Annotated in this window: 27 protein-coding genes; 11 read left to right on the forward strand and 16 right to left on the reverse strand. The window is 70.3% G+C overall.

Annotation, left to right across the window (positions count from 1 at the left end):
- Positions 1-97: 97 nt before the first annotated feature.
- Entirely contained in the window at positions 98-1372 is a 1275-nt protein-coding gene (gene aceA / locus VGN45_RS12850) for an isocitrate lyase (RefSeq protein WP_327463100.1), read from the forward strand.
- Between the two features lie 14 nt (positions 1373-1386).
- Positions 1387-1596 (forward strand): hypothetical protein, encoded by a 210-nt coding sequence (locus VGN45_RS12855; protein WP_327463103.1) that lies wholly within the window; start codon positions 1387-1389, stop codon positions 1594-1596.
- A gap of 10 nt (positions 1597-1606) precedes the next feature.
- Here VGN45_RS12855 and VGN45_RS12860 read toward each other — a convergent pair whose 3' ends face one another.
- Entirely contained in the window at positions 1607-2299 is a 693-nt protein-coding gene (locus VGN45_RS12860) for a murein L,D-transpeptidase catalytic domain family protein (protein WP_327463105.1), read from the reverse strand.
- A 127-nt stretch (positions 2300-2426) separates the two neighbouring features.
- Between VGN45_RS12860 and VGN45_RS12865 the strand changes: the two genes are divergently transcribed.
- Positions 2427-3746 carry an amidohydrolase family protein gene (locus tag VGN45_RS12865; protein ID WP_327463107.1) on the forward strand — a complete coding sequence of 440 codons (1320 nt, stop codon included), beginning with the start codon at positions 2427-2429 and terminating at the stop codon, positions 3744-3746.
- Positions 3736-4173 (forward strand): TIGR01244 family sulfur transferase, encoded by a 438-nt coding sequence (locus VGN45_RS12870; RefSeq protein ID WP_327463108.1) that lies wholly within the window; start codon positions 3736-3738, stop codon positions 4171-4173. The genes VGN45_RS12865 and VGN45_RS12870 overlap by 11 nt, the downstream gene beginning before the upstream one ends.
- A gap of 4 nt (positions 4174-4177) precedes the next feature.
- On the opposite strand, the gene VGN45_RS12875 is transcribed toward VGN45_RS12870, so the two are convergent.
- From VGN45_RS12875 to VGN45_RS12885, 3 genes are all read right to left on the reverse strand, one after another.
- A complete protein-coding gene (locus tag VGN45_RS12875; protein WP_327463110.1) occupies positions 4178-5359 on the reverse strand; it encodes an acetyl-CoA C-acyltransferase in 1182 nt (393 codons plus the stop codon).
- 61 nt (positions 5360-5420) lie between these two features.
- Positions 5421-6827, reverse strand: coding sequence for a tetratricopeptide repeat protein (locus VGN45_RS12880; RefSeq protein ID WP_327463112.1), 1407 nt, complete (start codon positions 6825-6827; stop codon positions 5421-5423).
- 54 nt (positions 6828-6881) lie between these two features.
- A complete protein-coding gene (locus VGN45_RS12885) occupies positions 6882-7373 on the reverse strand; it encodes a helix-turn-helix domain-containing protein (RefSeq protein WP_327463114.1) in 492 nt (163 codons plus the stop codon).
- Positions 7374-7543: 170 nt separating this feature from the next.
- Here VGN45_RS12885 and VGN45_RS12890 point away from each other — a divergent pair, with 170 nt between their 5' ends.
- Entirely contained in the window at positions 7544-8374 is an 831-nt protein-coding gene (locus VGN45_RS12890; RefSeq protein ID WP_327463116.1) for a thioesterase family protein, read from the forward strand.
- 4 nt (positions 8375-8378) lie between these two features.
- Here the strand turns inward: VGN45_RS12890 and mnmA are convergent, their stop codons facing one another.
- The 7 genes from mnmA to VGN45_RS12925 all read right to left on the reverse strand — a co-directional run bounded on the left by mnmA (position 8379) and on the right by VGN45_RS12925 (position 14230).
- Positions 8379-9593 carry a tRNA 2-thiouridine(34) synthase MnmA gene (gene mnmA / locus VGN45_RS12895; RefSeq protein ID WP_327463118.1) on the reverse strand — a complete coding sequence of 405 codons (1215 nt, stop codon included), beginning with the start codon at positions 9591-9593 and terminating at the stop codon, positions 8379-8381.
- 40 nt (positions 9594-9633) lie between these two features.
- Positions 9634-9936 (reverse strand): type II toxin-antitoxin system RelE/ParE family toxin, encoded by a 303-nt coding sequence (locus VGN45_RS12900; protein ID WP_327463156.1) that lies wholly within the window; start codon positions 9934-9936, stop codon positions 9634-9636.
- Between the two features lie 47 nt (positions 9937-9983).
- Positions 9984-10226 carry a type II toxin-antitoxin system ParD family antitoxin gene (locus VGN45_RS12905; protein WP_327463120.1) on the reverse strand — a complete coding sequence of 81 codons (243 nt, stop codon included), beginning with the start codon at positions 10224-10226 and terminating at the stop codon, positions 9984-9986.
- 98 nt (positions 10227-10324) lie between these two features.
- Positions 10325-10609 carry a DUF1153 domain-containing protein gene (locus VGN45_RS12910; RefSeq protein WP_327463122.1) on the reverse strand — a complete coding sequence of 95 codons (285 nt, stop codon included), beginning with the start codon at positions 10607-10609 and terminating at the stop codon, positions 10325-10327.
- A gap of 161 nt (positions 10610-10770) precedes the next feature.
- The gene (gene flgE / locus VGN45_RS12915) at positions 10771-12225 is read right to left on the reverse strand and encodes a flagellar hook protein FlgE (protein ID WP_327463124.1); all 1455 of its coding nucleotides are present in this window, start codon (positions 12223-12225) and stop codon (positions 10771-10773) included.
- Positions 12226-12237: 12 nt separating this feature from the next.
- Positions 12238-12951 (reverse strand): flagellar hook assembly protein FlgD, encoded by a 714-nt coding sequence (locus VGN45_RS12920; RefSeq protein WP_327463126.1) that lies wholly within the window; start codon positions 12949-12951, stop codon positions 12238-12240.
- Positions 12952-12955: 4 nt separating this feature from the next.
- A complete protein-coding gene (locus VGN45_RS12925; RefSeq protein ID WP_327463128.1) occupies positions 12956-14230 on the reverse strand; it encodes a flagellar hook-length control protein FliK in 1275 nt (424 codons plus the stop codon).
- 361 nt (positions 14231-14591) lie between these two features.
- Here VGN45_RS12925 and flgK point away from each other — a divergent pair, with 361 nt between their 5' ends.
- Genes flgK through VGN45_RS12955 form a run of 6 tightly spaced genes read left to right on the forward strand, consistent with a single transcriptional unit; the run spans position 14592 to position 21106 of the window.
- Complete coding sequence (gene flgK / locus VGN45_RS12930) at positions 14592-16709, forward strand: flagellar hook-associated protein FlgK (protein WP_327463130.1); 2118 nt, start codon at positions 14592-14594, stop codon at positions 16707-16709.
- Positions 16709-17626 (forward strand): flagellin, encoded by a 918-nt coding sequence (locus VGN45_RS12935; protein ID WP_327463132.1) that lies wholly within the window; start codon positions 16709-16711, stop codon positions 17624-17626. Before flgK ends, VGN45_RS12935 begins: the two co-directional genes overlap by 1 nt.
- Before the next feature lie 50 nt (positions 17627-17676).
- Positions 17677-18792 carry an ABC transporter permease gene (locus VGN45_RS12940; protein WP_327463134.1) on the forward strand — a complete coding sequence of 372 codons (1116 nt, stop codon included), beginning with the start codon at positions 17677-17679 and terminating at the stop codon, positions 18790-18792.
- Positions 18789-19559 carry an ABC transporter ATP-binding protein gene (locus VGN45_RS12945; protein ID WP_327463136.1) on the forward strand — a complete coding sequence of 257 codons (771 nt, stop codon included), beginning with the start codon at positions 18789-18791 and terminating at the stop codon, positions 19557-19559. Before VGN45_RS12940 ends, VGN45_RS12945 begins: the two co-directional genes overlap by 4 nt.
- Positions 19560-19568: 9 nt before the next feature.
- Positions 19569-20507: an MlaD family protein gene (locus VGN45_RS12950; RefSeq protein ID WP_327463138.1), complete on the forward strand. Its 939-nt coding sequence runs from the start codon at positions 19569-19571 to the stop codon at positions 20505-20507.
- Positions 20504-21106, forward strand: a complete 603-nt coding sequence (locus VGN45_RS12955) for an ABC-type transport auxiliary lipoprotein family protein (RefSeq protein ID WP_327463140.1) — start codon at positions 20504-20506, stop codon at positions 21104-21106. The genes VGN45_RS12950 and VGN45_RS12955 overlap by 4 nt, the downstream gene beginning before the upstream one ends.
- Here VGN45_RS12955 and VGN45_RS12960 read toward each other — a convergent pair.
- Genes VGN45_RS12960 through VGN45_RS12980 form a run of 5 tightly spaced genes read right to left on the reverse strand, consistent with a single transcriptional unit; the run spans position 21103 to position 24229 of the window.
- Entirely contained in the window at positions 21103-21951 is an 849-nt protein-coding gene (locus VGN45_RS12960; RefSeq protein ID WP_327463142.1) for a toxic anion resistance protein, read from the reverse strand. The two genes, VGN45_RS12955 and VGN45_RS12960, sit on opposite strands and share 4 nt — an antisense overlap.
- 44 nt (positions 21952-21995) lie before the next feature.
- Complete coding sequence (locus VGN45_RS12965) at positions 21996-22655, reverse strand: 3-oxoacid CoA-transferase subunit B (protein ID WP_327463144.1); 660 nt, start codon at positions 22653-22655, stop codon at positions 21996-21998.
- A 2-nt stretch (positions 22656-22657) separates the two neighbouring features.
- Positions 22658-23287, reverse strand: a complete 630-nt coding sequence (locus VGN45_RS12970; protein WP_327463146.1) for an REP-associated tyrosine transposase — start codon at positions 23285-23287, stop codon at positions 22658-22660.
- A gap of 43 nt (positions 23288-23330) precedes the next feature.
- Positions 23331-23501 (reverse strand): hypothetical protein, encoded by a 171-nt coding sequence (locus VGN45_RS12975; RefSeq protein WP_327463148.1) that lies wholly within the window; start codon positions 23499-23501, stop codon positions 23331-23333.
- A gap of 23 nt (positions 23502-23524) precedes the next feature.
- Positions 23525-24229: a CoA transferase subunit A gene (locus VGN45_RS12980; protein WP_327463150.1), complete on the reverse strand. Its 705-nt coding sequence runs from the start codon at positions 24227-24229 to the stop codon at positions 23525-23527.
- Positions 24230-24580: the final 351 nt, after the last annotated feature.

A 24580-nucleotide genomic window follows, 5' to 3' on the forward strand; every position in this document is an offset into this window, starting at 1 on the left:
GGATTCCGCTACGGCTGTATCAATCACGACAGCCGCGTGTTCTCTCCGTCGGGCCGGGGCGGTCGTCGCCCCCGCCGACCCGCACGGACCCGCCGCCATGACCGACTTCGCCGACCTCGTCCCCGCGCCCAAGGGCCGCTTCGACGGCATCGAACGCCCCTACACGGCGGCCGACGTCCTGCGCCTGCGCGGCTCGGTCCCCATCGCCCAGACCCTGGCCCAGCGCGGCGCGAACCGGCTGTGGGAGCTGCTGCACACCGAGCCCTATGTGAACGCGCTCGGCGCCGTGACCGGCAACCAGGCCATGCAGATGGTCCGCGCCGGCCTGAAGGCCATCTATCTGTCGGGCTGGCAGGTCGCGGCCGACGCCAACACCGCCGGCGCCATGTACCCCGACCAGTCGCTGTATCCGGCCAACGCCGCGCCCGAGCTGTGCCGCCGCATCAACCGCACCCTGCAGCGCGCCGACCAGATCGAGCATGCCGAGGGCGGGGCCAAGCGCGACTGGTTCGTGCCCATCGTCGCCGACGCAGAGGCCGGCTTCGGCGGCCCGCTGAACAGCTTCGAGATCATGAAGGCCTTCATCGAGGCCGGCGCCGCGGGCGTCCACTTCGAGGATCAGCTGGCCTCGGAGAAGAAGTGCGGCCACCTGGGCGGCAAGGTGCTGATCCCGACCGCCCAGCACGAGCGCAACCTGATCGCCGCCCGTCTGGCCGCCGACGTCATGGGCACCGCGACCCTGACCGTGGCCCGCACCGACGCGGAGAGCGCCCAGCTGATCACCTCCGACGTCGACGAGCGCGACTGGCCCTTCATCGACCGCGACGACCGCACGGTGGAGGGCTTCTACCGGCTCAAGGCCGGCACGGGCCTGGACCACTGCATCGCCCGCGGCCTGGCCTATGCGAAGGTCGCCGACGTCCTGTGGTGGGAGACAAGCCATCCCGACCTGGACGACGCCCGCCGCTTCGCCGAGGCGGTCCAGAAGGAGCATCCCGGCAAGCTGATGGCCTACAACTGCTCGCCCTCCTTCAACTGGAAGGCCAAGCTGGACGACGCGACCATCGCCAGGTTCCAGCGCGAGCTGGGGGCCATGGGCTACAAGTTCCAGTTCGTGACCCTGGCCGGCTTCCACAGCCTGAACAACGGCATGTTCGAGCTGGCCGACGGCTACCGCGAGCGCGGCATGGCCGCCTATTCCGAGCTGCAGCAGCGCGAGTTCGCCAACGAGGCCCTGGGCTACACCGCCACCCGCCACCAACGCGAGGTCGGCACCGGCTACTTCGACCAGGTGGCCACCGTCATCTCGTCCGGCCGGTCCTCCACGACCGCGCTCAAGGACTCCACCGAAGCCGCCCAGTTCGCCCACTGACCCCGGAGACGACCATGCAGCCGATCAGCAACCCCGACGCCATCATCGACTTCTGCCTCGCCCCTCTGGCCCTTCAGCCCGGGACGGAGGCCGAGGCCGAGGTGCGAAAGCGCCTGAACCACGTCATCCGCACCTTCCGCGCCAAGGCGGCCCAGCCGGTCTCGGTCGACTTCTCCAGGATGCCCAGCCAGGTCATCAACGAGGCGGCTCACGGGTACGAGTGAAGCCTGGGGGTCAGGCGAAGGCGAACAGCAGCCGCCCCTGACCCATCCGCTCGCGCAGGTCCGGCAGGTCGGCGTGGGCCACCGAGAAGCAGCCGTAGCTGCGGCCCAGCTTGCCCTCGCGGGCCAGGAAGTCGGGGTCGGCATAGTCCGCGCCGTGCACGATGATCGCGCGCTCGCGGGCCTTGTCGTTGGAGTACTCCAGCCCGTCCAGCAGGACGTTCGGCCCCTGCAACGGCCCCCACGACGGCCCGGCCGTGACGTAGGACCCGACCGAGGAGCAATAGCTCTCCGGCACGTTGGAGAAGCTGCGCGCGAAGCCGCTGTGGTCCGGGTCAGAACCCCGGCCGTGGCTGGTCCGCAGCACCTTGACCGACCCGCCGTGCAGGTCGACCTCGTACAGCCGCTCCTCGCCGGAGTGGCGCTTGAAGTCGACCACGTACATGCGGTCGCGGTTCGGGATCTTGGCGTGGTGGATGTCCAGCGCGGCCATCGCCCGGCCCATCAGCTCCTTGCGGATCAGCCCGCGCGGGTCCAGCGGCGGCGCGACCACCGGGTCGGCGGCGACCTGAATGACGGGGGCCGGCGGCGGGGTTTCGATCAGGGTCGCCACCGGCGTCACGGGCCGCGCGCCCTGCGCCGCCGACGAACAGCCCGCCAGCAGGGCCGAACCGCCCAGGATCAATCCCCGTCTCGAAACCCGCATGCGACGCCCTCGTAGCGGTTACACCGATTGTGACGCAGTGTTTCAAACCCGTCGGCCCGTTTCAACCTGAGCCTTGGCCGCAGGCGAACTTGCTCTAGGGTGCAAGTCACGTACCGGGAGGGGTTTCATGAGATCGATCATCGCGGCCGCGGCGGCCTGGCTCTGTCTGGCGGGCGCCGCCCTCGCCCAGCAAACCCCCGCCGCGCCGCCGGTTTCGCCGGACGGGGGAACCGTGTTCGTCCACGCGGGGCGCCTGCTCGCCGACCCGTCGAACGGCGTTGTGCAGCGCGATAAAACTTTGGTGATCAGCGGGAACCGAATCGTCGAAGTCCGCGACGGCTTCGTCGGAGAGGGCACGGTGATCGACCTGCGGGACGCCTTCGTCCTCCCCGGCCTCATCGATTCCCACGTCCATCTGACCAGCGAGCAGAACCCCAACGCCCGGCTTCAGGCCGTGACGCTGGACTCCGCCGACCGCGCCATCGTGGGCGCCGGCAACGCGCGCAAGACGCTGATGGCCGGCTTCACCACCGTGGCCGATCTGGGCGCGCCGAACGACGCCATCTTCGCCCTGCGCGACGGCGTCGCCCGCGGCGACGTGATCGGCCCGCGCATCCTCGCCTCAGGCTCGTCGGTGTCGATCCATGGCGGCCACGGCGACGCCAACGGCTATCGTGAGGATGTGCTGCACGTGCTGTCTTCGGAGTCGATCTGCTCGGGGCCGGAGGACTGCATGCGCGCGGTGCGGACGCAGGTCCGGGCCGGCGCCGACGTCATCAAGATCACCTCGACCGGCGGCGTGTTGTCGAACACCGCCGCCGGCCTGGGCCAGCAGTTCACCGACGCCGAACTGGCCGCCATCGTCGAGGCCGGGCATCGCATGGGCCGCAAGGTGACCGCCCACGCCCACGGCGCCGACGGCATCAACGCCTTCCTGCGCGCCGGCGGCGACTCGATCGAGCACGGCACCTATCTGGACGACGAGGGCATCCGCCTGATGCGCGAGCGGGGGGCCTGGCTGGTGCCCACCCTGATGGCGGGGGACTACGTGGCCCGCGTCGCGTCGGGGCCCGACAACTTCTTCACCCCGGCCCAGACCGCCAAGGCGCTGGAGGCCGGGCCGCGCATGCTGGACATGGCCGGTCGCGCCCACCGGGGCCGCGTCCGCATCGCCTTCGGCACCGACAGCGGCGTCTCGGCGCACGGCGACAACGCCGGGGAGTTCGCCCTTCTGGTCCGCGCCGGTCTGACCCCGCTGGAGGCGGTCCAGACCGCCACCGTCAACGCCGCCGAGCATCTGGGCATCCAGGACCAGGCGGGCCGCCTGCTGCCGGGCATGCCGGCCGACCTGATCGCCGTGCGCGGCGACCCGCTGGAGGACGTCACCGTGCTGGAGCGGGTCGTCTTCGTCATGCGGGGCGGCGTCACCTATCGCAATGATCGCTGAGGGAGCCGCCATGATCGGCCGCAAGCTGACCGAGGGGCTGTCCGTCGCGCCCCAGATCCCGCCCGAGGCCATGCCCCAGGTCGCGGCGGCCGGCTTCCGCGCCGTGATCGTCAACCGACCGGACGGGGAAGAACCGGGGCAACCGTCCACCGACGTCATAGAGGCGGCGGCGCGCGACGCGGGTCTGGCGTTCCGCCGCCTGCCCGTGACCATGCCCAGCCTGTCGGCGCAGGACGCCGCCGCCTTCGCCGCCGCCCTGGACGACCTGCCGGGACCCGTTCTGGCCTATTGCCGCTCCGGCACGCGCTCGACGGCGCTCTGGGCTCTTTCGCAGGCGGGCAGGCGGCCGGCGGACGAGATCCTGGCGATCGCCGCCGGGGCGGGTTACGACCTGTCGATGCTGCGCCCGCGGCTGGATCCGGCCTGATCCGTCAGACCAGCTCGACCGCCATGGCCACGCCCTCGCCGCCGCCGATGCACAGCGACGCCATGCCCTTCTTGCCGCCGCGCGCCTGAAGCGCCGCCAGCAGGGTGGACAGGATGCGCGCGCCCGAGGCGCCGATGGGGTGCCCCAGAGCGGTGGCGCCGCCGTTGACGTTCAGCTTGTCGCGGTCGATGCCCAGTTCCTTCTGGGCGATCATGGCGACGACGGCGAAGGCCTCGTTGACCTCCCACAGATCGACGTCGGCGGCGGTCCAGCCGGCGCGCTCCAGCGCCTTCTTCATGGCCGGGACCGGGGCGGTGGTGAACAGGCCCGGCTCATGGGCGTGCGCGGCGTGGCTGACCACGCGGGCCACGACGGGCAGGTTCAGCGCCTTGGCCACGCTCTCGCGCGTCATGACCAGGGCGGCGGCGCCGTCCGAGATGGACGACGCGTTGGCGGCGGTGATCGTGCCGTCCTTGGCGAAGGCGGGCTTCAGCGTCGGGATCTTGTCGGGGCGGGCCTTGCCGGGCTGCTCGTCGGTGTCGATGGTCTCGACGCCGGCGCGGGTCTTGACCTCGACCGGCGTGATCTCGGCCTTGAAGGCGCCGTCGGCGATGGCGGCGGTGGCGCGACGCAGGCTTTCGACGGCGAACTCGTCCTGCTGTTCGCGGGTGAACTGATACAGGCGCACGGCGTCTTCGGCGAAGGCGCCCATCGGCTTGCCGGGTGTGTAGGCGTCTTCCAGCCCGTCCATCATCATGGAATCGACGATGACGTCGTGGCCGATGCGGGCGCCGCCGCGGTGCTTGGTCATGACGTAGGGGGCGCCGGTCATCGACTCCATGCCGCCCGCGACGATGACGTCGGCGGTCCCGGCCTTAAGCGCGTCGTGGGCCATCATGGCGGCCTGCAGGCCAGAGCCGCACATCTTGTTGACGGTGGTGGCCTCGACATGCAGGCCCAGACCGGCGCCGATGGCCGCCTGGCGCGCCGGGGCCTGACCCAGGCCGGCGGGCAGGACGCAGCCCATGTAGATCTGGTCCACCTTCTCGGCGGGGACCCCGGCCCGCTCCACGGCCGCCTTGACCGCCGCGGCGCCCAGGTCGGTGGCCTTCACGCCGGACAGGGCGCCCTGGAAGCCGCCCATGGGCGTGCGGGCGAAGGAGCAGATGACGACGGGATCGGACATGACGTGGCCTTTCGAAACTCAGGCCGACTAGATCGCGGCTCCGGCGCCGTGTTGCAAGTGCTCAGTCGGAATGAGCGGCGTCCCAGGAGGCGGTGACGGTCAGGCGCCAGAGGTGACGCAGGGCGTCGGTCTCGGCTTCGGTCGCCGCGGCGGACGAACTCTGACGTCGGTCGATCAGCCCCGCGCCCGCGCGACGCAACAGGGGCAGGGCGTCCAGCGGGCGTCGGGCGGCGGCGAGGGCCGCGCCGTGGTCGGCCGTCGTCGCAAGTCGCCCCAGGTGGCCCGGCGGCAGGGTCCGATCCGCCAGCGCCGCCGCGTCCGCCAGATGCGCCAGAGCCCGATCGCCGCGGCCGAGTTCGCCCTGGGTCAGGCCGAGCAGGGACAGTATGCGCAGGGCGTTGACGTGGTCGGGGCCGAGCGCGCGACGGGTCAGGGCCAGCGCCTCCTCCAGCAGCGGCAGGGCCCGATCCGGACGTCCGGCGGCGAGGTGGACGTCGGCCAGGACGGTCAGGGAGCCCGCGACGTCGGGATGATCCGGCGGCAAGGCGGCCTTCCTCAGAGCCAAGGCGCGTTCGGCGACGACCAGCGCCTCGTCCGGGCGGCCCAGCGTCAGTGCCAGGTCCGCGTGCGCGGACAGGGCCGCGGCCAGGTCGGTCGCGTCGCCGGCGCGCTCCAGTGCCGCGATCGCCTGGCCCTGCATCTCCCACGCGGCGTCGAGGCGTCCGTTCCGCGCCAGGGCCTCGGCCAGCAGGACGCGGGTCTGGGCGGTCAGGGCATGGTCGGGCCCCAAGGCCACGTCACGCACGGCGGCGGCGCGGCGCAGGGTCGCCTCGGCCTCGACCGGCCGGTCCAGGTCCAGAAGCACGGCGCCGAGGTTGTTCAGCGTCAGCCCCAGGTCCGGGTGGTCCGGCGGCAAGGTCGCCTCCCGCACCGCCAGGATGCGGCGTTGGACGTCGGCCGACTCCTGAAACCGGCCCAGAGCCCGCAGGATGGAGGCGAGGTTGTTCAGCGAGGTCAGGGTAGGCGGCGCGTCGGGGCCCTCGGTCACGGAGCGAAGGTCCACGGCGCGGGTGGTCAGCTCCAACGCCTCGGCATGGCGTCCCTGTTTGTGCAGGTTCAGGCCAAGGTCGTTCAGCGCCCATCCCCGCCAGGGGTGACCGGCTTCGGTCGCGCGCTCGAGCGACGCCAGCGCGTCGCGATACAGCCCCTCGGCCTCCACCAGCCGCCCCTGGTCCTCGACCGCATTGGCGTGAAGCAGCGACAGGCTGCCGGCGTCGGGCGACGTGTCGCCCCACAGGGTCAGGGCGTCGGCGGCGGCGCGGGCGAACAGGGGCTCGGCCTCCGCCGGGCGTCCCTCGGCCATCAGCCGCTGGCCCTCGCGGACGTCGGACTGGATGCGCGCGGGATCCTGGGCCACGGCGGGCACCGCCGTCAGCAGGAGGAGGGCGAGGATGAGGCCGAACCGCATGACGCCAGCGCTACGCCGACCGCCGGGATCGCGCCAGCCTTCCGGACCTGACGGTCAGGCCGCTTTGTCGTCCGGCATGACGTCGCCGACGGTGGGGCGGTCGGCGGTCAGGGTCAGCTGAATGTCGCGCGGCTTCACGATCTCGCCGCAGCAGCCGCAGGCGATGCGGGGCTGAAGGTCGCCGCCGCAGCTCTTGTGGATCATGGAGATGCCTGAATCGGCGTCTCCATAGACGTGGCGGGCGCCCCAGCCGTGCAGGGTGACCAGCACGCCGTACAGATCCTTGCCCTTGGCGGTCAGGACGTATTCGTTGCGCGGCGGGCGTTCGGAATAGAGGCGCGGCTCCAGCACGCCGTGCTGGACCAGGCTCTTGAGCCGGGCGGCCAGGACGTTGCGGGCCACGCCCAGCCGGTCCTGCCACTGCTCGAAGCGGGTCACGCCGTTGAAGGCGTCGCGCACGACCAACAGGGTCCACGGGTCGCCGATCACCTCCAGGGTGGCGGCGATCGAGCAGCTCTGGCGCGAATAGTCGGCGGTGCGTCCCATGGGTGGAAAGTGACCCTGCGTCAGCGGTTTGACAAGAGGGTTGCGTTTCGGAACGGACAAAGTAAGTCTCTTTTAGAGACGGACATGTCGTCCCGGCGACGGTCCCGATCCCCAAACTGGGCGGAGGCGGAGACGCCTCCGCCGCTTCGTTTCGTGCGACAAGGTGGGCGATGACGACCCTCTCCGAAGCCCTGACCCTGACGCCGGCCGGCGACGCCTGGCGCGCGCGGCTGGACACCTCCTTCTCCAATGCGCCGCAGACGGTGGACCCGCTGAAGGGCGCGCCGTTCGGCGGTCTGATGGCGGCGCTGGCGGGGGAGACGGCGCGCAAGGGGCTGGGCATCGCGACGCCGATCCGCAGCCTGACGATCCAGTATCTGGCGGCCGCGCGGTTCGAGGAGATCGACTTCACCCCGACCCTGCTGAGGGGCGGGCGCAACCTGGCCTATGCGTCGGTGGCGGCCGGGCAGGGCGACCGGCAGGCAGTCCAGGCGTTGGTCACCTTCGGCCGCGACGTGGCGGGGCCGGAGCTGCGTCCGATGCCGCCCGTGCCGGGCCGGCCGCGGGACGCCGAGCGGGCGCCGCTTGCGCCCGACTTCGCGCCGGGCTTCACGCGGCACATCGAGCATCGCTTTCCGACCGGCCCGGGACTGTTCGGCCTGAACGCGGGCGGCACGGTCGAGCTGGGCTGCTGGATGCGGTGCGTCGACGGCCTGCCGCTGGACGAGGCGCGGCTTCTGTTCCTGCTGGACGGGCTGTACCCGACCTATTTCACGGCGTTCCCGGCGCCGCCCGCGATCTCGGCCAGCGTCGATCTGCGCGCCGACCTGCTGGCGGAGCTGACGCCCGAGACGTCGCCGGAGGGCTGGGCCTGGTTCCACTTCGTCAGCCGCGACGTGGGCGGCGGCTGGGCGGTGGAGGACGGCACGGCCCAGGCGCCGGACGGGGCCCCGCTGGCCTTGGTGCGGCAGCGGCGCCGGATCCTGCCGACGCGGGCATGAGCCGTCAGATCGCCGCCGTCGTCGCGCGGATGAAGCCGCCGCCGATCAGCCGGTCGGAATCGGCAGGGTCGTACAGGGCGCAGGCCTGACCGGGCGCCACGCCTTCCTCGCCCCGCTCGAAGGCCACGCCGATCGCGCCGTCCGTCAGGGTCAGCCAGGCGGGCGCGGGCGGGCGGGTGGAGCGGACGCGGGCCAGCACGGGCGCGCCGTCGCGGGCGGCGTCCAGCATCGTCGGGGCGTCGCCCAGCCAGTTGGTTTCTTCCAGCGTCAGGCCGGCGGTCAGCAGGGCCTCGCGCGGGCCGACGATGACGTGCCGTTTCGCGGGATCCAGCTTGGTGACGAACAGAGGCTCGCCCACGGCGACGTTCAGGCCGCGGCGCTGGCCAATGGTGTAGTCGGTGATGCCGGCGTGCTCGCCCAAAACGCGGCCGTCCATGTGCACGATCTCGCCGGCCTGACGGCCTTCGGGACGCAGCTTGTCGATCAGCGAGCGATAGTCGCCCGAGGGGACGAAGCAGATGTCCTGGCTGTCCGGCTTGGCGGCGATGCGCAGGCCCAGCTCGGCGGCGACGCCGCGCACCTGGGGCTTCTCCAGATCGGCCAAAGGGAAGCGCAGATAGTCCAGCTGCTCCGGCGTGGTGGCGAACAGGAAGTAGGATTGGTCGCGTGAATGGTCGACCGCCTTGCGCATCTGCGGGCGGCCGTCGGCGCCGACCGAACGTCGGACGTAGTGGCCGGTGGCCATGGCCTCGGCGCCCAGGTCGCGGGCGACGTCCAGCAGGTCGCGGAACTTGACCGTCTGATTGCAGCGGATGCAGGGCACCGGCGTCTGGCCGCGCAGATAGCTGTCGGCGAACTGGTCGATGACGGCGTCGCGGAACCTCGACTCGTAATCCAGGACGTAGTGCGGGATGCCGAGCGTCTCGGCGGCCAGGCGGGCGTCGTGGATGTCCTGGCCCGCGCAGCAGGCGCCCTTCTTCTTCAGCGCCGCGCCATGGTCGTAGAGCTGCAGCGTCACGCCGACGACGTCGTAGCCCGCCTTGTGCAGCAGGGCGGCGACGACGGTGGAGTCCACGCCGCCCGACATGGCGGCCACGACACGGGTTCCGACCGGCAGGCCCACCGCCGCGCGCGCGGACGCGATCGCCGCGTCCATGTCGCCGTCGGCGCTCATGGGGGCGATGGCCGGGATCGGGCAAATGTCCTCGGACAGGCTCATGGCGCGGCACATAGGCGCAAACGGGCGCGATTTCGAGGCGTCACCGCAAGCGGCGGGGAATGTCCATGCGATCGTCGAGAATCTGCACGATCTCGAGCTTCGCGTCGTCGAACCGATAAACGACGACATGCCGGGGCGCCGCGACGCGCTCTCCAACGGGCATGAGCCGTCGTGCGGAACGAAGATGCACCATGCGCGAGGGTCGCATCACCGGCGCCGGGCGTGCCGTCGGCGTTTCCGGTTCCCTGAGCAGCCAGGCGATGGCGGCCGCCAGCAGCGCGCGGTATCGCCGAGCCGCCTCAGGGCCGAAACGGCGCTCGCTTTCCCGCAGCAGGTCGTCGATCTACGCCTGCGCCAAAGGCGCGACGACAAGCTCGCGCATCGACGGGCTCAGTGGCCCAAACCGTCCAGCCAAGCTTCGACGTCGTCCACGCGGATGCCCTCTCCAGCGTCCAGCTGGTCCAGTCCGGAGTTGATGGCCTGGCGGAGTCGATCCATCCGCACATCTTCCTCACGCATCCTGTCGAGCGCCTCGGCGACGACCTCGGCGCGGTCGCGGAACTCTCCGGATCGAACCTTCTGATCGACGTATTCGTCGAGGGCGGGTGACAGGGGAAACGGCTGACTGTCCATAGAGGGACGATAACGCATCCGGCAAGGCGCAGAAACACCGAGGGCCGCCTCCGTCGCCGGAAGCGGCCCTCGACACGCTCGAAGGAGGGGGGGAGGGGTTACGAGCGGTAGTGCTGAATCCGGGTCGTGCGGAGGCCCTGCATGCCCCATTTGTCGATGGCGACCTGCCAGGCGGAGAACTCTTCGGCGGTGATGCCGTAGCGGTTCAGGGCGTCGTCGATCGACAGCAGCCCGCCGCGCACGGCGGCCACGACCTCGGCCTTGCGCCGGATGACCCATCGGTCCGTGTTCGGCGGCGGCAGGTCGCGCAGCGTCAGCGGCGTGCCCGTCGGGCCGACCACGTACTGCTCTCCTTTGCCGTTCAGTCTACGCTCTTGCAGCATGGGCTTATGCCTCTTCACCAACCATCACGGGACGGACTATGCCCGCCTGCCGCTAAGGGCCGTTTAAGCGGCGTGGTGAAGGAGGCCTTACCCGCCGAGGCGGCCGGCCATCTTCGATTCAGAAAGCGAACCCTGGTCATTCAGCCCCTCCCGCGTCGGCCTCAGCGCTTGATGCTGATCAGCTCGGCCAGCATTTCGTCGGCCGTGGTGATGATCTTGGACGAGGCGGAATAGGCCCGCTGGGTGGTGATCAGGCCGGTGAACTCGGCCGACAGATCGACTGTGGAGGCTTCGAGTTGGGAGGAGCCGACCTTGCCTGCGCCCCCGGAGCCGGCGGTTTTCAGATTGTAGGTGCCGGAGCCCTGGCTGACGCGATAGGCGTTGCCGGCGGTCTGCAGAAGGTTGTCCGGGCTGGGGAAGGTGGCGATCGCGATTTGGGCGATCTTGCGCGTCACGCCGTTGTCGAAGATGGCGGTGACGAAGCCCGTCTCGTCGATCTTGACCTCGGACAGGTTGCCGAAGGCGGTGCCGTTGGTCAGCACGGCCTGGACGACGGAGGCGCTGTCGTACTGGGTCAGACCGCCGGCGGCGGCGGTCAGATCGAAGCTGAGGGTCTGGTCGTCGATGCCCAGTCCGGCGGCCCAGTTGACGGCTCCGGCGGCGGGCGCGGCGGAGTCCGATGCGCCGAAAGTCAGGGTCGCCACGGACGGGTCGGCGAACAGCGCCTGGGCGCCCAGGGCGGCCATGGCGTCGACGTCCAGGCGGCCGTCCTGGGTGAAGGCCACGAGCCCGGTCTTGATCTGGCCGTTGGCCAGACCCGCCCCGGTCACGACGTCGCCGGCCGGCACCGCGCGGATTTCGGAATGCCACTGGTTGGGCGTGGTGCTCTTCAGGAAGGCGATGGCGACGGTGCGCTGGCCGCCCTTGGAGTCCGACACCGGAATGGTCAGCTCGAAGTCCGGTTTGACCCCGTCGCCGGTCTCCGGATTCCACATGGCCATGGAATTGGTCGCCGGATCGTAGGCGTCCGCTCCGGGGGGCGTCGCGGCGGCTGCGGCGGCTTCGGCGGAGACGGTCTGGCTGGACTTGATGTTGGCGTTCAGCTGGATTCGGGTCGTCGCCTCCGCCGTGCCGCCGACGGATCCCACGTTGATGGTGCGCAGCCGGCTCAGGTCCGACGGATCGGTGGTGATGGCGCCTTCGGCGTCCACCGGCCAGCCCTGCAGATAGAGGCCCGCCGTGTTCTTCAAATATCCCATGTTGTCGACGCGGAAGGCGCCGGCGCGGGTGAACAGACGGCTGTCGGTGACCTCCAGATTCTCGGCCTTCTCCGTCACGACGAAGAAGCCCTGGCCGGAGATGCCCAGGTCGGTGGACGAGGTCGTCCGCTGAAGCTGGCCGTTCTGGCTGGTGTAGTGCCGCGCCGAGGCCAAGACGCCGCCGGCGGAGTATCCCGCGCCCTGCGACTGGCTGTTGATCACGGTCTGGAACTCACCGGCCGTGCGCTTGTAGCCGACGGTGTTCACGTTCGCGATGTTCTGGGAGATGGCGGCCAAGGCCGCCGAGTTGGCGGTCAGGCCGGACACGCCGGCGAGAAGGGCGCTGTTGATGGACATGGCGCGGCTCCGTTACGAAAACAGTTTCATGGGATTGAGGGCGGACAGGATCGAAGCCTCGGCTTCGGGTTCCGCGGGCGCCGCCCGGGCTTCTTCGACGGCGATCACGGCCGACAGCGGCAGGATCGACGTGCCGATCGTCAGGTAGGGCTGGCCGTCGTACATCTCGACGCCCGTCACGCGGCCGGTGACCAGAACCTGGGACTGCACGACGCCGCCGGCGGCGTCCTGGGCCATGACCTTCAGGGTGTAGACCTGGCCGTCCTGGGCGCCGTCCCACGTGAAGTCGTGGACGCCTTCTGCACGCTCGGGCGCGTCGGCCTCGTGCACCACGCGGCCGGAGGCGTCCAGCACCTGGACCTTGGCGGTCGAGGCGGTCCCTGCCAGCTCATAGCTCCAGGTCGCCGAACCGTTCTCGGCCCGGACCGCGGACCAGACCGCCGTCGCGTCGCGGCCGATGTAGGTCGTCGCCCCGGTCAGATCGGAACCGCCCTGACCCTGCAGGATGGCGGTCAGCAGGTCGTTGGTCAGAAGCTGCTGCTCGACCCCGGCCATCTGGGTCAGCTGGCCGGTGAACTCGTTGGAATCGACGGGGGAGAGGGGATCCTGGTTCTTCAACTGGGCGGTCAACAGGGCCAGGAAGGTCTCGAAATTCTGGCTGAGCAGGGCCGAGCTGGAGCCGATCCGGCTGGTGGCGTCCGAGGCTGTGGTGACGGCGTCGACCATGGGTTCAGACCTTCACGTCGACGCGATCGCGCGCCGAACCGAGCGAGAGGGACAGGTTCATCAGCGGGGCGGCCTCGACGCGGTCGGCCAGGTCGCGGGCGGCCGCGAAGGCCCGGTTCTGGCGGCGCTCGAACCGGTCCTGCTGGGGCGAGGAGCCGTCGCGGTGCGAGAAGTCCAGGGCGTCGCGCGCCAGCTGGAAGCCGGCCTGTTCCAGCTGGCGGCGCAGCTGGTCGACCTGGGCGCGCATCTCGGCGGCGGCGGCGGGGGTGTCGAAGGCCAGGCGGGCGGTCAGGGATCCGTCCTCGCCCATCTCCAGGCTTACGTCGACGCGCCCCAGATCCTCGGGCGTCAGGGCCATCTCGAAGCGGGTGACCTTGCCCTCCAGCCGCCTGACGATCTGGGCGGTGAGGTCGGCGAGGGTCTCATGCGCCACGCGCGACAGGCCGACCATGGAGGTCTGGACCGTCGTGGCGGCGGGCTCCGAAGACGGCGTCGGGGCGGGCTCGAGCGACGACGCGGTCTGGACCGGAGGCTCGAAGCGGGCCGGTTCCTGCGGCTGAAGCGTCGGGGCCTTCGGCGCGGACGACGCCGCGTCCGCCGGCGTCGGTGCGGGCGGGGACTCGGACGTGGGCTTCGTCCCTGTCGCGGTCGCCTCGGAAGAGGCGGAGGGAGTCACGTCCACGTCCGCGCCCGCAGCGGCCGGGCGGCCGGCCGTGTCGGGCTGCGGCAGAGCCGGCAGGGGCGCCGGCGACTGGGCGGGCGCGGCGTCGGGGGAAGAGGTTTGGGCTCCGCCGCCCTTCTCGAACGCCTTGAAGTCCGGCCCCACCGTGACGGGCAGGATTTCCGGGCGCGGCGCGTCGTCGGGACCGACCGACGTCGGCAGGATCTCAGGGGAGGGGTCTTCCTCGAGCGACGACCCCTTGATCCGGGGCTCCACCGGGACGGTCGGCGGGCCGGGCAGGACTTCGGGCACGGGCGGCGCGTCGGCGTCCAGTTTGGGGCGGGGCTCGCCGGGCAGGACTTCGGGGCGCGGGGGAGCGTCGCCCCTGGCCTTGGGCGTCGTCTCGGCGCCCGGCAGAATCTGCGGGCCCGTCCAATCGACCGGGGCCGCCGACGGCTTGTCGAGGCGCGCGGCGGTCTGAGCCTCCACCTGCGCCTCGGCCGGGCGCGTGGCGACGTCCACCAGACGGCCGAATTCGCCGTCCGCCGGGGCGGCGGGCGCGTCGCCGGCCTGAGGCGCGGCGGGAACGGCGAGGGCGAACAGGCTCTGGGCGAGCATCGGGCACCGGAATGGAGGGAAGGCGGACGGCGCCTGCTGCGCCCAAGGGTTCCGGAAGCCCGGCGCAAGCTCCGGGCCAGAGCGATGGTGGCGGCATAAGATACGGGCCAAGCGAAGAAAAATGATGATCGGTCTGCCGACTGCGACGATCCGGCGGCGGGCCAGATTTGCCGTGCCCAGACCGGTTTTTGCCCGGCTCGGTCGCCTCCAGGGCTTTGGTCCGGTCCTTGCGCGCCTGATCACCCATGACCGACCTGTTCGATCAAGAGTTCAATGAAGTCAGGTGCTTGGCATCTTGCCGGGGGCGGCAAATTGCGCGCCCCCGCGTGCAGGGTTTGCCGAGCGCCGGGAGCGTGCGCCCATGTCGCTGAACCAGATTTTCAGTGCCGGCCAGTCCGGCCTGACCGCCGCGCAGATGCAGCTGCGCGTGGTTTCGGACAACGTCGCCAACGTCAACACGCCCGGCTACGTCCGCAAGGTCGCCGAGCAGAGCTCGCTGGTCAGTCAGGGCGTCGGCGTGGGCGTGGAGGTCACGCGGGTGCGCCTGGCCACCGACCGCTTCCTTCAGGCCGCCAGCATGTCGGCGTCGGCGGACGCCCAGCGTCAAGGCGTGCGCCACGAGCTGTTCGACCGCATCCAGGGGCTGTTCGGCGATCCCGGGGGCACGGGCGGCTTCTTCGCCCAGGTCGACGAAATGTTCGCCGCCTTCGCCACCACGGCGGAGGATCCCGCGTCGTCGCCGGCGCGTCAGGCCGCCATCTTCGGCATTCAGTCGCTGTTCGACGAAGGCTCGCGGATATCGCGCCAGATCCAGTCGGTGCGGGAGGACGCCGACGGGCGGATCAAGAGCGCGGTCGATCGCGCCAACGGCCTGTTGCAGCAGATCGAGTCCCTGAACGTCCAGATCGCCAAGGCCACCGTGGTCGACGAGGACGCGTCGGGGGCCGAGGCGGCGCAGTCGAAGCTGATCGACGAACTGGCCGGCATCCTGGACGTCCGCGTGTCGCAAAGGAACGTGGGCGGCGTCTCCATCCGGACCAACGGCGGCGCCCTGCTGGCCGGCGACGGCTATGCGACGCTCGACTACGCGCGGGCCGGGGTGATCAACGCCGAGAGCAGCTTCAACGAGATCTGGGTCACGGAGCCCCGAGGCCAGAAGCGCCCGCTGCTGGACGGCGTGACGTCCGGTGAGATCAAGGGCCTGGTCGAGCTGCGTGACCTCGATGCGCCGCAGGCGGCCGAACGTCTGGCCGAACTGCTGACGCGCGCCGCGGACGAACTGAACCGCGCGCACAACGCCAACACCTCCGTGCCGGCGCCGCAGAGCCTGACCGGTCGAAACGTGGGCTCCGCGCTCGACGTCGCCCTGGCCGGTTTCAGCGGGCGCACCGCCGTCCTGATCACCGATGCGGCGGGAGTCGTCCAGACGCGGGTCGATCTGGATTTCGACGGGGCGGGCTCGGTGAACGTCGGCGGCACGACCGTCCCTCTTTCGGGCTTTCTCACAGAGTTGAACGCCCGCCTGGGCGCGTCGGGGACGGCCGCCTTCGTCGACGGGCGTCTCAGCGTCACGGCCGCGACCGGGCGCGGCGCCGCCGTCGTGGACGATCCGGCCCTGCCGGCACGCAAGATGGGCATGGGCCTGTCTCACTTCTTCGGCCTGAACGATCTGGTGACCACGGACCGTCCGGCGCTTTACGCGACCGGCCTCGGAGCGACGTCGCCGCACGGCTTCACCGCGGGTCAGACGCTGACGCTGAGGCTGACCGGCGAAACGGGGGCCCGCCTGCGCGACGTCACCGTCGCCGTGCCCGCCGGCGGCACGATGACCGACCTGCTGGCCGCGCTCAACAGCACGGGGACGGGCCTGGGCGGGCACGGCACGTTCCAGCTGCGCGCCGACGGCTCGCTGAACTTCGTCAGTTCCGTCAGCCCGGCCCCGCGCCTTTCGGTTCTGGAAGACCGGACCAGCCATTCCGCGTCCGGCCTGTCGATGACCGAGCTGTTCGGGATCGGAGCCGGCGTGCGGGCGTCGCGCGCCGACGGCTTCAGCCTTCGGGCCGACGTCCGTCGGAACCCGGCTCTGCTGGGCCTGGCCCAAGCGGATTTCGCCGCCGCCGCCGGCTCTCGGGCCTTCGCTTCCGGCGACGGACGGGGCGGACTGACCTTGGCCGATGCGGGTCAGGCCTCGACCGTGTTCGACGCGGCGGGAGAATCCGTCGGCGGGGCCTCGTCGGTTTCGCGCTATGCCTCCGAACTGGCCGGCGACGTGGGCGGACGCGCGGCCGTGGCCAAGAGCCGGGCCGAAAGCGCCGAGGCTCTCCGCGCCGAAGCGCACGGCCGCCAGCGGGCCCATGAGGGCGTGAACCTGGACGAGGAGCTGGTTCTGATGACCACTTATCAGCAGGCCTTCAACGCCTCGGCGCGCCTGATCCAGGCGGCCAAGGATCTTTACGACGTCCTTCTGGGGATCGTGTGATGCGGGTCTCGACCTTCGGCAACTACCAGTCGGCGCTGCTGGACCTGATGGGATCCCAGCTGCGCTCTCAAGAGGCCCAGCAGAGGGTCTCGACCCAGAAGAACGCCACCGATCTGGTCGGCTTCGGCCGGTCTTCGGAATCCCTGACCGCACTCAAGTCGGCGCAGAGTCGGATCGGTGGATTCATCGACGCCGGCAAGGCGGCCGCTGGGCGGCTGACCAGTCAGAACCTGGCCCTGGGCCGCGTCGCCGACGGCGCGGCGGGCGCGCGGGAGGCCATCGCGGGCGCCTTGGCCTCCGGACGGCTGGACGGCCTGATGCTGGAACTGCAGGGCCAGTTTCAGGTGTCGCTGGACGGCCTGAACACGAAGCATCAGGGACGATATCTGTTCGCGGGCGGCGCTTCCTCCGAGGCGCCGGTGACGCCCCGCACCCTGGCGGAACTGTCGGCGCTGGTCGATCCGGACGAAGCCTTCGTCAACGACGGACTGGTCCAGGTGTCGCGGCTCGACGAGGGCACGACGCTGGAAACCGGCTTCCTGGCCGACGATCTGGGCGCGGATCTGTTCCGCATCTTCCACGAGATCCAGCGTCGGCATGAGACGACCCCGGTCACCGGCGCCCTGGACGACGCGACGCGCGATTTCCTGACGGCGAGGCTGTCGCGCCTGGACGACGCCCGCGAGGCGATCACGGACCGGGGCGCCCGCAACGGTTCGATCCAGAACCGGGTCGACGACGTGCTGAAGGCGCAGCAGGATCAGAGGGACGCGCTGGAGGCGCTGGTTTCCGAGCGGACCGACGCCGATCTGGCGAAGGCGCTGACCGACCTGGAGTTGTCCCAGGTGGCCATGCAGGCTTCCGCCCAGGTGATCAACCAGCTGCGCCAGGTCTCGCTGTTGAACCTGTTGCGATGAGGCGAGTTTAGGGCGTGGTCAGCCGCCACGGCTCCGGTTAAGCAGGGGTCATGGCGAGAGCGGACTTCCAGGTCGAGGAGGCGGACGGGGGCGCGGTGCTCACGCTGTCCGGCGACTGGACGACCACCACCCTGGGCCGGACCGGCACGCGCCTGGCTCAGGCGCTGGACGGACGGCCGGTGTCGAAGGTCGATCTGGCCGAACTGGGACGGTTCGACACGGCCGGCGCCCTGGCCCTGGTCCAGGGCGGGGCGAGCCGGCTGGGCAAGTCGGATTGGACGACGCGGCCCGAAGCGGGCCGGATCTACGCCCTGGTCGAACGGCTGGAGCGCCAGAGCGCGCCGCCGCCCCGCAGGCAGCCCGCCCTGACCCGCACTCTCTCCAGGATCGGCCACGGCGTGCACGACGTGGCCGCGGAGGCGACGCTGTCGCTGGCGTTCCTGGGCCGACTGATCGCCGCGACGGGGACCGCGCTGAAGCATCCCGGCCGCATCCGCTGGGCCGCCTGGGTCAGTCAGGCGGAACGGGCGGGTCTGGACGCCCTGCCGATCGTGATGGTCACCAATTTCTTCATCGGCGCGGTCGTGGCCTTTCTGGGCGTCGACCTGCTGACCCAGTTCGGCGCCGGCGTCTTTGCCGTGCAACTGATCGGCGTGTCGGTGCTGCGCGAGTTCGCCGCCGTCATCACCGCCGTTCTGCTGGCCGGCCGCTCCGCCTCGGCCTTCGCCGCCGAGGTGGGGTCGATGCGGATGAACCAGGAGATCGACGCCATGCAGGTCATGGGCGTCAACGCGTTTCAGGCCCTGGTCATCCCCAGGCTGGCGGCGTTGCTGATCATGCTGCCCCTGCTGACCTTCGCAGCGATGATCGCCGGACTGTTCGGGGGTCTGCTGGTGACCTGGAGCTCGCTGAACCTGGGCCCGGCCTTCTTCCTGCAACGGATGCAAGACGACCCGATGATGTTCCAGCACGCCATGATCGGCCTGTCCAAGGCGCCGGTGTTCGCTCTGGTGGTCGCGGCCATCGGGTGTCGGCAGGGCATGGCCGTGGCGGGCGACGTCGAAAGCCTGGGTCGGCGGGTGACCGCGGCGGTGGTGCAGGCGATCTTCGCCATCATCTTCCTGGATGCCGTGTTCGCCCTGATCTATCTGGAGCTGAACCTGTGACGGCGTCGAAAGAGACCCTGATCGAGGTGCGCGGGCTGTGCAGCCAGTTCGGCGACAACGTCATCCACGACGATCTGGACCTGACGGTCGAGCGGGGCGAGGTGATCGGCGTCGTCGGCGGGTCGGGCACCGGCAAGACCGTGCTGCTGAACACGATCATCGGCCTGAAGGAGCCTGAGGGCGGCTCCGTCTCCATCTTCGGCCACGACATGGCGACTCTGTCGAAGCAGGAGGCCGCCGACGTGGAGCGCCGCACGGGCGTGCTGTTCCAGAGCGGGGCGCTGTTCTCGTCGCTGACGGTTCTGCAGAACGTGGCCGCGCCGCTGGTCGAGCACACCCGCCTGCCGATGGCGATGATCGACGAGATCGCCGAGATGAAGATCGCCATGGTCGGCCTGAAGCCCGAGGCGCACCATCTGAAGCCGGCGGAACTGTCGGGCGGGATGAAGAAGCGGGTCGGGCTGGCGCGGGCGCTGGCGCTGGATCCGGAGCTGCTGTTCCTGGACGAGCCCACCGCCGGTCTGGACCCGATCGGGGCCGCGGCCTTCGACGACCTGATCCGCCAGCTGTCCGACGACCTGGGTCTGACGGTCTTCATGATCACCCACGATCTCGACAGCCTGTACGCGATCACCGACAAGGTGGCGGTGCTGGCCGACAAACGCGTGGTCGCCAAGGCGACCGTTTCCGAGCTTGAGCGTTCCGACCATCCGTGGATCAAGGAATACTTCCTGGGTCCGCGCGGTCGCGCCGCGAAGGCCGCCTGAGGTTAGACGATGGAACGTGACGCCCACTACGCCGCCGTCGGCATCGCCACCGTCGCCCTGCTGGCGGCGCTGGCGGTGTTCTCGATCTGGCTGGCCCGCCTGTCGTTCAACAACGAGTTCGACCAGTACGACATCGTTTTCTACGGCCCTGTCCGCGGCCTGTCCGAGGGCGGCGAGGTGCACTTCAACGGCATCCGCGTGGGCGAAGTGACGGACCTGAGGCTGGATCCGCGCAAGGGCAACCAGGTCGTGGCCCGCATCCGCGTGGACGCGACCACGCCGATCCGTGTCGACAGCCGCGCGCAGCTGGAGCCGCAGGGCATCACCGGGCTGAACTACATCCAGATCACCGCCGGCACCGACGGACGGCCACTGCTGAAGACCCAGTATCCGGACAACGTCGTGCCGGTGATCCAGAGCCAGCCCAGCCCGATCGCGGAGCTGCTGAGCGGGTCGGGCACGGTGCTGGCGCAGACGGTGGACGCGCTGAACCGCATCAACCGCGTGCTGAGCGACGACAACATCCGAAGCTTCTCGACCTCGCTGCGCAACGTCGAAGCGCTGACCGCCGAGCTGGAGGCGCGCAAGGGCATGCTGGAGCAGCTGGAGCAGGCCCTGGTCAAGGCCAATGAGGCGTTGGCGGAGTACACGGCGCTGGGCGCCGAGGCGCGCCGTCTGGTGGAGACCGACGGACGTCAGGCCATCGAGAACCTGAACGCCGCCACCAAGGAGGCGCAGGAGGCGGCGGCGTCCGTGAACCGGACGGTGTCGAACCTGGAGCAGCCGCTGGGCGACTTCGCCGACAACGGCCTGCCGCAGCTGGAGCGGGCGATCGCGGGTCTGGAGGCGGCGACGGAGTCGCTGGAGGACCTGATCGACGAGGTCCGGTCCAGCCCGCGCGACTTCATCGGGCGACCGCCCACCAAGGAGCTGGAGGTGCAGCCGTGATCCGTTCGCTGTCGATCGCGGCCGTGGCCGCCAGCCTGTCCGCGTGCGCTTTGCTGTCGTCGCCCGATCCGGTGCAGATGTACCGCTTCGGCGCCGCGATGGAGCCGCCGCGCGGCGGTGAGGCCGCCGGCGCGGTCGACGTGGCCGTGCGCCGCGTGACCTTTCCGGAGTCGGCCGAAGGCGACCGCATCCTGACCATCACCGGCACGGAAGCGGCCTATCTGAAGGGCGCGCGCTGGGTCGAGCCGGCGGACGCCCTGTTCGCCTCGGCGCTGCAGGGCGCGGTGGCGAGCCGGGGCGGGCGCATCCGTCTGATCGGCGCGCGGGACCTGGCCCAGGGCGACGTGGCGCTGGACGTCGACGCCTCGACCTTCGAGACGCGCTATGCCGCGCCGGGCGCGGCGCCGGTGGTGGTGATGACGGTACGGGCCCGTCTGGTCGGCCTGCCGGATCGGGAGATCGAGGCGGAGCGGACCTTCACGGTGCAGACGCCCGCGACCGACAACCGCGTGTCGGCCATCGTCGAGGCCTATGACGCCGGATCGCGCGACCTGGCCGGGCAGATCGCCGGCTGGATCGAGAGCACGGCGCGACCCTAGAGCGCGCGCCGCAGGTCCTGAAGCTCGGTCGTGACGGCCGTGCGGCGCTTCAGCGAGGCGTCGATGCGGGCGGCGGCGTGGGTCGAGGCGTCGGTCAGGGCCTGACGCGCCTTGTCGAGACGCACCGGGTCGGGGCGCACCTTCTTCGGGCGACGGCCGGCGAGGCCCAGGGCGTCGGTCCATTCGGTCTTCCACGCCTCGACCGCCACGGTGCAGCGCTCCAGCGCCGACAGGGCGGGGGCGTCGGCGTTCTGGGCGGCGCGGAGGCGGGGCAGGGCGGCGAGGGCGGCGTCGCGGCAGGCGGTCAGGTCGCGGGTCCGGGCCCGCAGCGCGGCGTGCGGATCGGCCTCGTCGCCCGTCGGGGCCGGCGCGAGTGCGGCCAGGGCGGCGGCGAGATGGGCGTTCAGCGCCTCCAGCGCCTGGCGGAGTTCGGCCCAAAGGGTTTCCAGCGCGGCGTCGCGGCGCGAGACGGCGCCGGCGCGTTCGGACAGGTCCGACGCCGTGTCGGCCAGGCCGCGCCCGACTTCGGCGAAGGTCTCGCGGAAGGCGCGCAGGCGCTTGCCGCGGCCGTCGAACAGGCCGGTCAGGCCCCGGCGCGGCTCCAGCGCGCCGACGTCGAGCCGGGCCAGGGCCGCGTCGAGATGGGTCAGGCGGGCCCGCGCCTCGGTCAGGTCGCCGGTGCGGACGTCGGAGACGACGCGGTCCAGCAAGTCGACCACGGCCTTGCGCTCGGCCTCCGCGAGGTTCTCGGGCGAGGCGGGGTCCAGCGCGGCGCGCAGGGCCTCGACGCGCGCGGCATCAGGCGCCGGAAGTCCGCCCGCCCGCAGGTTCGCCCCGTCCGCCATGCCCAGCCTCTCCGTTCCCGCCGACGATGGGCGGTCCAGTGAGACTATGCGACGGATTTCAACTGAGGGGCAATTTCATAGGCGGCTTCGGTCTTCTGGGCGACCTCGTCCAGCGTCACCCCGTCGGCCAATTCGATCAGGACCAGGCCCGATCCGTCGGGCTTGACGTCGAAGACAGCCAGGTCGGTGATGACGCGGCTGACCACGCCCGTGCCGGTCAGGGGCAGGGTGCAGGACTTCAGCACCTTGGACTGGCCGTGCTTGTTGGCGTGTTCCATGACCACGACCACGCGCTTGACGCCCGCGACCAAATCCATGGCGCCGCCCATGCCCTTCACCAGCTTGCCGGGGATCATCCAGTTGGCGATGTCGCCGTTCTGGGCGACTTCCATGGCGCCGAGGATCGACAGGTTGATGTGGCCGCCGCGGATCATGGCGAAGCTGTCGGCCGAGCTGAAATAGGCGCTCTCCGGGATCTCGGTGATCGTCTGCTTGCCGGCGTTGATGAGGTCGGGATCGACCTCGTCGTCATAGGGGAAGGGCCCCATGCCGAGCATGCCGTTCTCGGACTGGAGGGTGACCTCCATGCCCGCCGGGATGTGGTTGGCCACCAGCGTCGGAATGCCGATGCCGAGGTTCACGTAGAAGCCGTCCTGCAGCTCCTGGGCGGCGCGGGCGGCGAGTTGATCGCGGGTGCGGGGCATCGTCAGTACTCCGAAAAAGGAGCGCGGACCTCCAGGTCCGCGTCTACAGCATAGGAGGTACGCGGACGTGGACGTCCGCGCTCCAGAGATGCGCTGCTCCATGGCCAGTCGGCGGGAGACACGCAAAGGCCGGCCTTGACCGGGTTGTTTTCAATGTAAGCGATCGTGGTCACAGCCTGCTCGTCGCTGCGGACGTAACGATCGAAATAGTCCGCAGCCCAGAGCGGCCCCGATCGATCAAGCGCGCGATTGATCACTCGAGCAGAGAACGACTTCCAGGATTTGACGACAGCCGCCAGCGGCCACCCCTCAGCCTGCCGCATTAGGACGTGCACGTGGTTGGGCATGACGCACCAAGCGATAAGCTCGTAGCGCGACCCGTCGAAGGAATTCAGCGCATCAGCCGCTGCTTGGGCACACGTCGGGTCGGACAGCCAAGTCGGACCCGCTCCCTGGTCCAACGCCTCTTCTATCGCCGTTCTACGAAGATCGGGGCTCTGGCCCTTCGCACAATCCGACATAACGGAAGCCGGCAACGAGCCATGCAGCCTGAACACGACGTGTTGCAGCAAGCCCGCAGCGTCGAGATGCGGGAGATGGTGTCGATCGTGCCAGCCTCGATGTTTGGACATGAGCTCCTGTTCGACATCGCGGACCTGGGGGTCCGCGCTCCATTTAGTTGGCAGCCGGGGCAGCCGGCGCGTCGCCGCGGCGGTCGCGGATGGCGTCCTCGATGTCGTCGCTGAGCGAGCAGGTGTTCAGCATGATGATGAAGAGGAAGATGACGCCCCAGGTCAGCTTGTCGCTGATGCTCTTGAGGTGCTGGTTGTCCGAAGATTCGCTCATGCCCTTGTCCCCCGTGGATGTCGTCAGGCGCTTTCGCGCGTGCGGATCGTACGCTGTTCGATGCGTTTTTCGAACGTGCCCTGGATCAGGCGGTCGACGTAGATGCCGGGCGTGTGGATCTGGTCCGGGTCCAGCGAGCCGACGGGCACGATCTCCTCGACCTCGACCACGGTGACCTTGCCGGAGGTGGCCATCATCGGGTTGAAGTTGCGGGCCGTTTTGCGGAAGATCAGGTTGCCGCGCTCGTCGGCCTTCCACGCCTTGACGATCGACAGGTCGGCGACCAGGCCGGTCTCCATGACGTAGTCGCGGCCGTCGAAGTTCCGGACCTCCTTGCCCTCGGCGACCAGGGTGCCGACGCCGGTGGCGGTGAAGAAGGCCGGGATGCCCGCCCCGCCGGCGCGGATGCGCTCGGCCAGGGTGCCCTGGGGATTGAATTCCAGCTGCAGCTCGCCGGCCAGATACTGGCGCTCGAACTCCTTGTTCTCGCCGACATAGGACGAGATCATCTTGGCGATCTGGCGGGTCTCCAGAAGCTGGCCGAGGCCGAAGCCGTCGACGCCGGCGTTGTTGGAGATGACGGTGATGCCCTTGACGCCGGTGTCGCGGAGCGCCGCGATCAGGTTCTCGGGGATGCCGCACAGGCCGAAGCCGCCCGACATGACGGTCATGCCGTCGAAGGTCAGGCCCTCAAGCGCGCTCTTCGCGTCGGGGAAGATCTTCCGCATGCGGTTCCTCGTGTTTTCATCGCCTGGTGAATATCGGCGCGCTTGCTTCGTCTCTAGGGCGAGGGCGCGTTTCGGGCAAGCGGAAGCGCCCTTCAGGGAGCGCGGACGTCGCCGTCCGCGGCGTGCGGTGGGGGCTTCGCGGACCTGGAGGTCCGCGCTCCTTTCTCGCCGAAGCGCAAGCGGAGGCGCCCTGCGGCGGGTGACGCAAGGTGGGAAGGGCGGGCGGAGCGCCGGGCGCGGAGCCCGGATGAGGATTGAGTTTACCGTTTCGGCTTCGCGACGACGCTCCGCGCGGTTCGTCTGATCAGGAGCTGTCCGAGGTGGCCGGAACCACCGCATAGGGCCGCTGCT

It is taken from the genome of Brevundimonas sp. (assembly GCF_035999125.1).
Classification (GTDB): Bacteria; Pseudomonadota; Alphaproteobacteria; order Caulobacterales; family Caulobacteraceae; genus Brevundimonas.

Coding starts and splice junctions, on each gene's coding strand:
- VGN45_RS12975 (WP_327463148.1), bottom strand. CDS start 23,501: ATGAGCGAATCTTCGGACAACCAGCACCTCAAGAGCATCAGCGACAAG.
- VGN45_RS12885 (WP_327463114.1), bottom strand. CDS start 7,373: ATGGGACGCACCGCCGACTATTCGCGCCAGAGCTGCTCGATCGCCGCC.
- VGN45_RS12910 (WP_327463122.1), bottom strand. CDS start 10,609: ATGCTGCAAGAGCGTAGACTGAACGGCAAAGGAGAGCAGTACGTGGTC.
- flgK (WP_327463130.1), top strand. CDS start 14,592: ATGTCGCTGAACCAGATTTTCAGTGCCGGCCAGTCCGGCCTGACCGCC.
- flgE (WP_327463124.1), bottom strand. CDS start 12,225: ATGTCCATCAACAGCGCCCTTCTCGCCGGCGTGTCCGGCCTGACCGCC.
- VGN45_RS12935 (WP_327463132.1), top strand. CDS start 16,709: ATGCGGGTCTCGACCTTCGGCAACTACCAGTCGGCGCTGCTGGACCTG.
- VGN45_RS12905 (WP_327463120.1), bottom strand. CDS start 10,226: ATGGACAGTCAGCCGTTTCCCCTGTCACCCGCCCTCGACGAATACGTC.
- VGN45_RS12940 (WP_327463134.1), top strand. CDS start 17,677: ATGGCGAGAGCGGACTTCCAGGTCGAGGAGGCGGACGGGGGCGCGGTG.
- VGN45_RS12865 (WP_327463107.1), top strand. CDS start 2,427: ATGAGATCGATCATCGCGGCCGCGGCGGCCTGGCTCTGTCTGGCGGGC.
- VGN45_RS12875 (WP_327463110.1), bottom strand. CDS start 5,359: ATGTCCGATCCCGTCGTCATCTGCTCCTTCGCCCGCACGCCCATGGGC.
- VGN45_RS12965 (WP_327463144.1), bottom strand. CDS start 22,655: ATGCCCCGCACCCGCGATCAACTCGCCGCCCGCGCCGCCCAGGAGCTG.
- VGN45_RS12890 (WP_327463116.1), top strand. CDS start 7,544: ATGACGACCCTCTCCGAAGCCCTGACCCTGACGCCGGCCGGCGACGCC.
- mnmA (WP_327463118.1), bottom strand. CDS start 9,593: ATGAGCCTGTCCGAGGACATTTGCCCGATCCCGGCCATCGCCCCCATG.
- VGN45_RS12855 (WP_327463103.1), top strand. CDS start 1,387: ATGCAGCCGATCAGCAACCCCGACGCCATCATCGACTTCTGCCTCGCC.
- VGN45_RS12860 (WP_327463105.1), bottom strand. CDS start 2,299: ATGCGGGTTTCGAGACGGGGATTGATCCTGGGCGGTTCGGCCCTGCTG.
- VGN45_RS12870 (WP_327463108.1), top strand. CDS start 3,736: ATGATCGCTGAGGGAGCCGCCATGATCGGCCGCAAGCTGACCGAGGGG.
- VGN45_RS12920 (WP_327463126.1), bottom strand. CDS start 12,951: ATGGTCGACGCCGTCACCACAGCCTCGGACGCCACCAGCCGGATCGGC.
- VGN45_RS12980 (WP_327463150.1), bottom strand. CDS start 24,229: ATGCGGAAGATCTTCCCCGACGCGAAGAGCGCGCTTGAGGGCCTGACC.
- aceA (WP_327463100.1), top strand. CDS start 98: ATGACCGACTTCGCCGACCTCGTCCCCGCGCCCAAGGGCCGCTTCGAC.
- VGN45_RS12960 (WP_327463142.1), bottom strand. CDS start 21,951: ATGGCGGACGGGGCGAACCTGCGGGCGGGCGGACTTCCGGCGCCTGAT.
- VGN45_RS12880 (WP_327463112.1), bottom strand. CDS start 6,827: ATGCGGTTCGGCCTCATCCTCGCCCTCCTCCTGCTGACGGCGGTGCCC.
- VGN45_RS12970 (WP_327463146.1), bottom strand. CDS start 23,287: ATGTCCAAACATCGAGGCTGGCACGATCGACACCATCTCCCGCATCTC.
- VGN45_RS12950 (WP_327463138.1), top strand. CDS start 19,569: ATGGAACGTGACGCCCACTACGCCGCCGTCGGCATCGCCACCGTCGCC.
- VGN45_RS12925 (WP_327463128.1), bottom strand. CDS start 14,230: ATGCTCGCCCAGAGCCTGTTCGCCCTCGCCGTTCCCGCCGCGCCTCAG.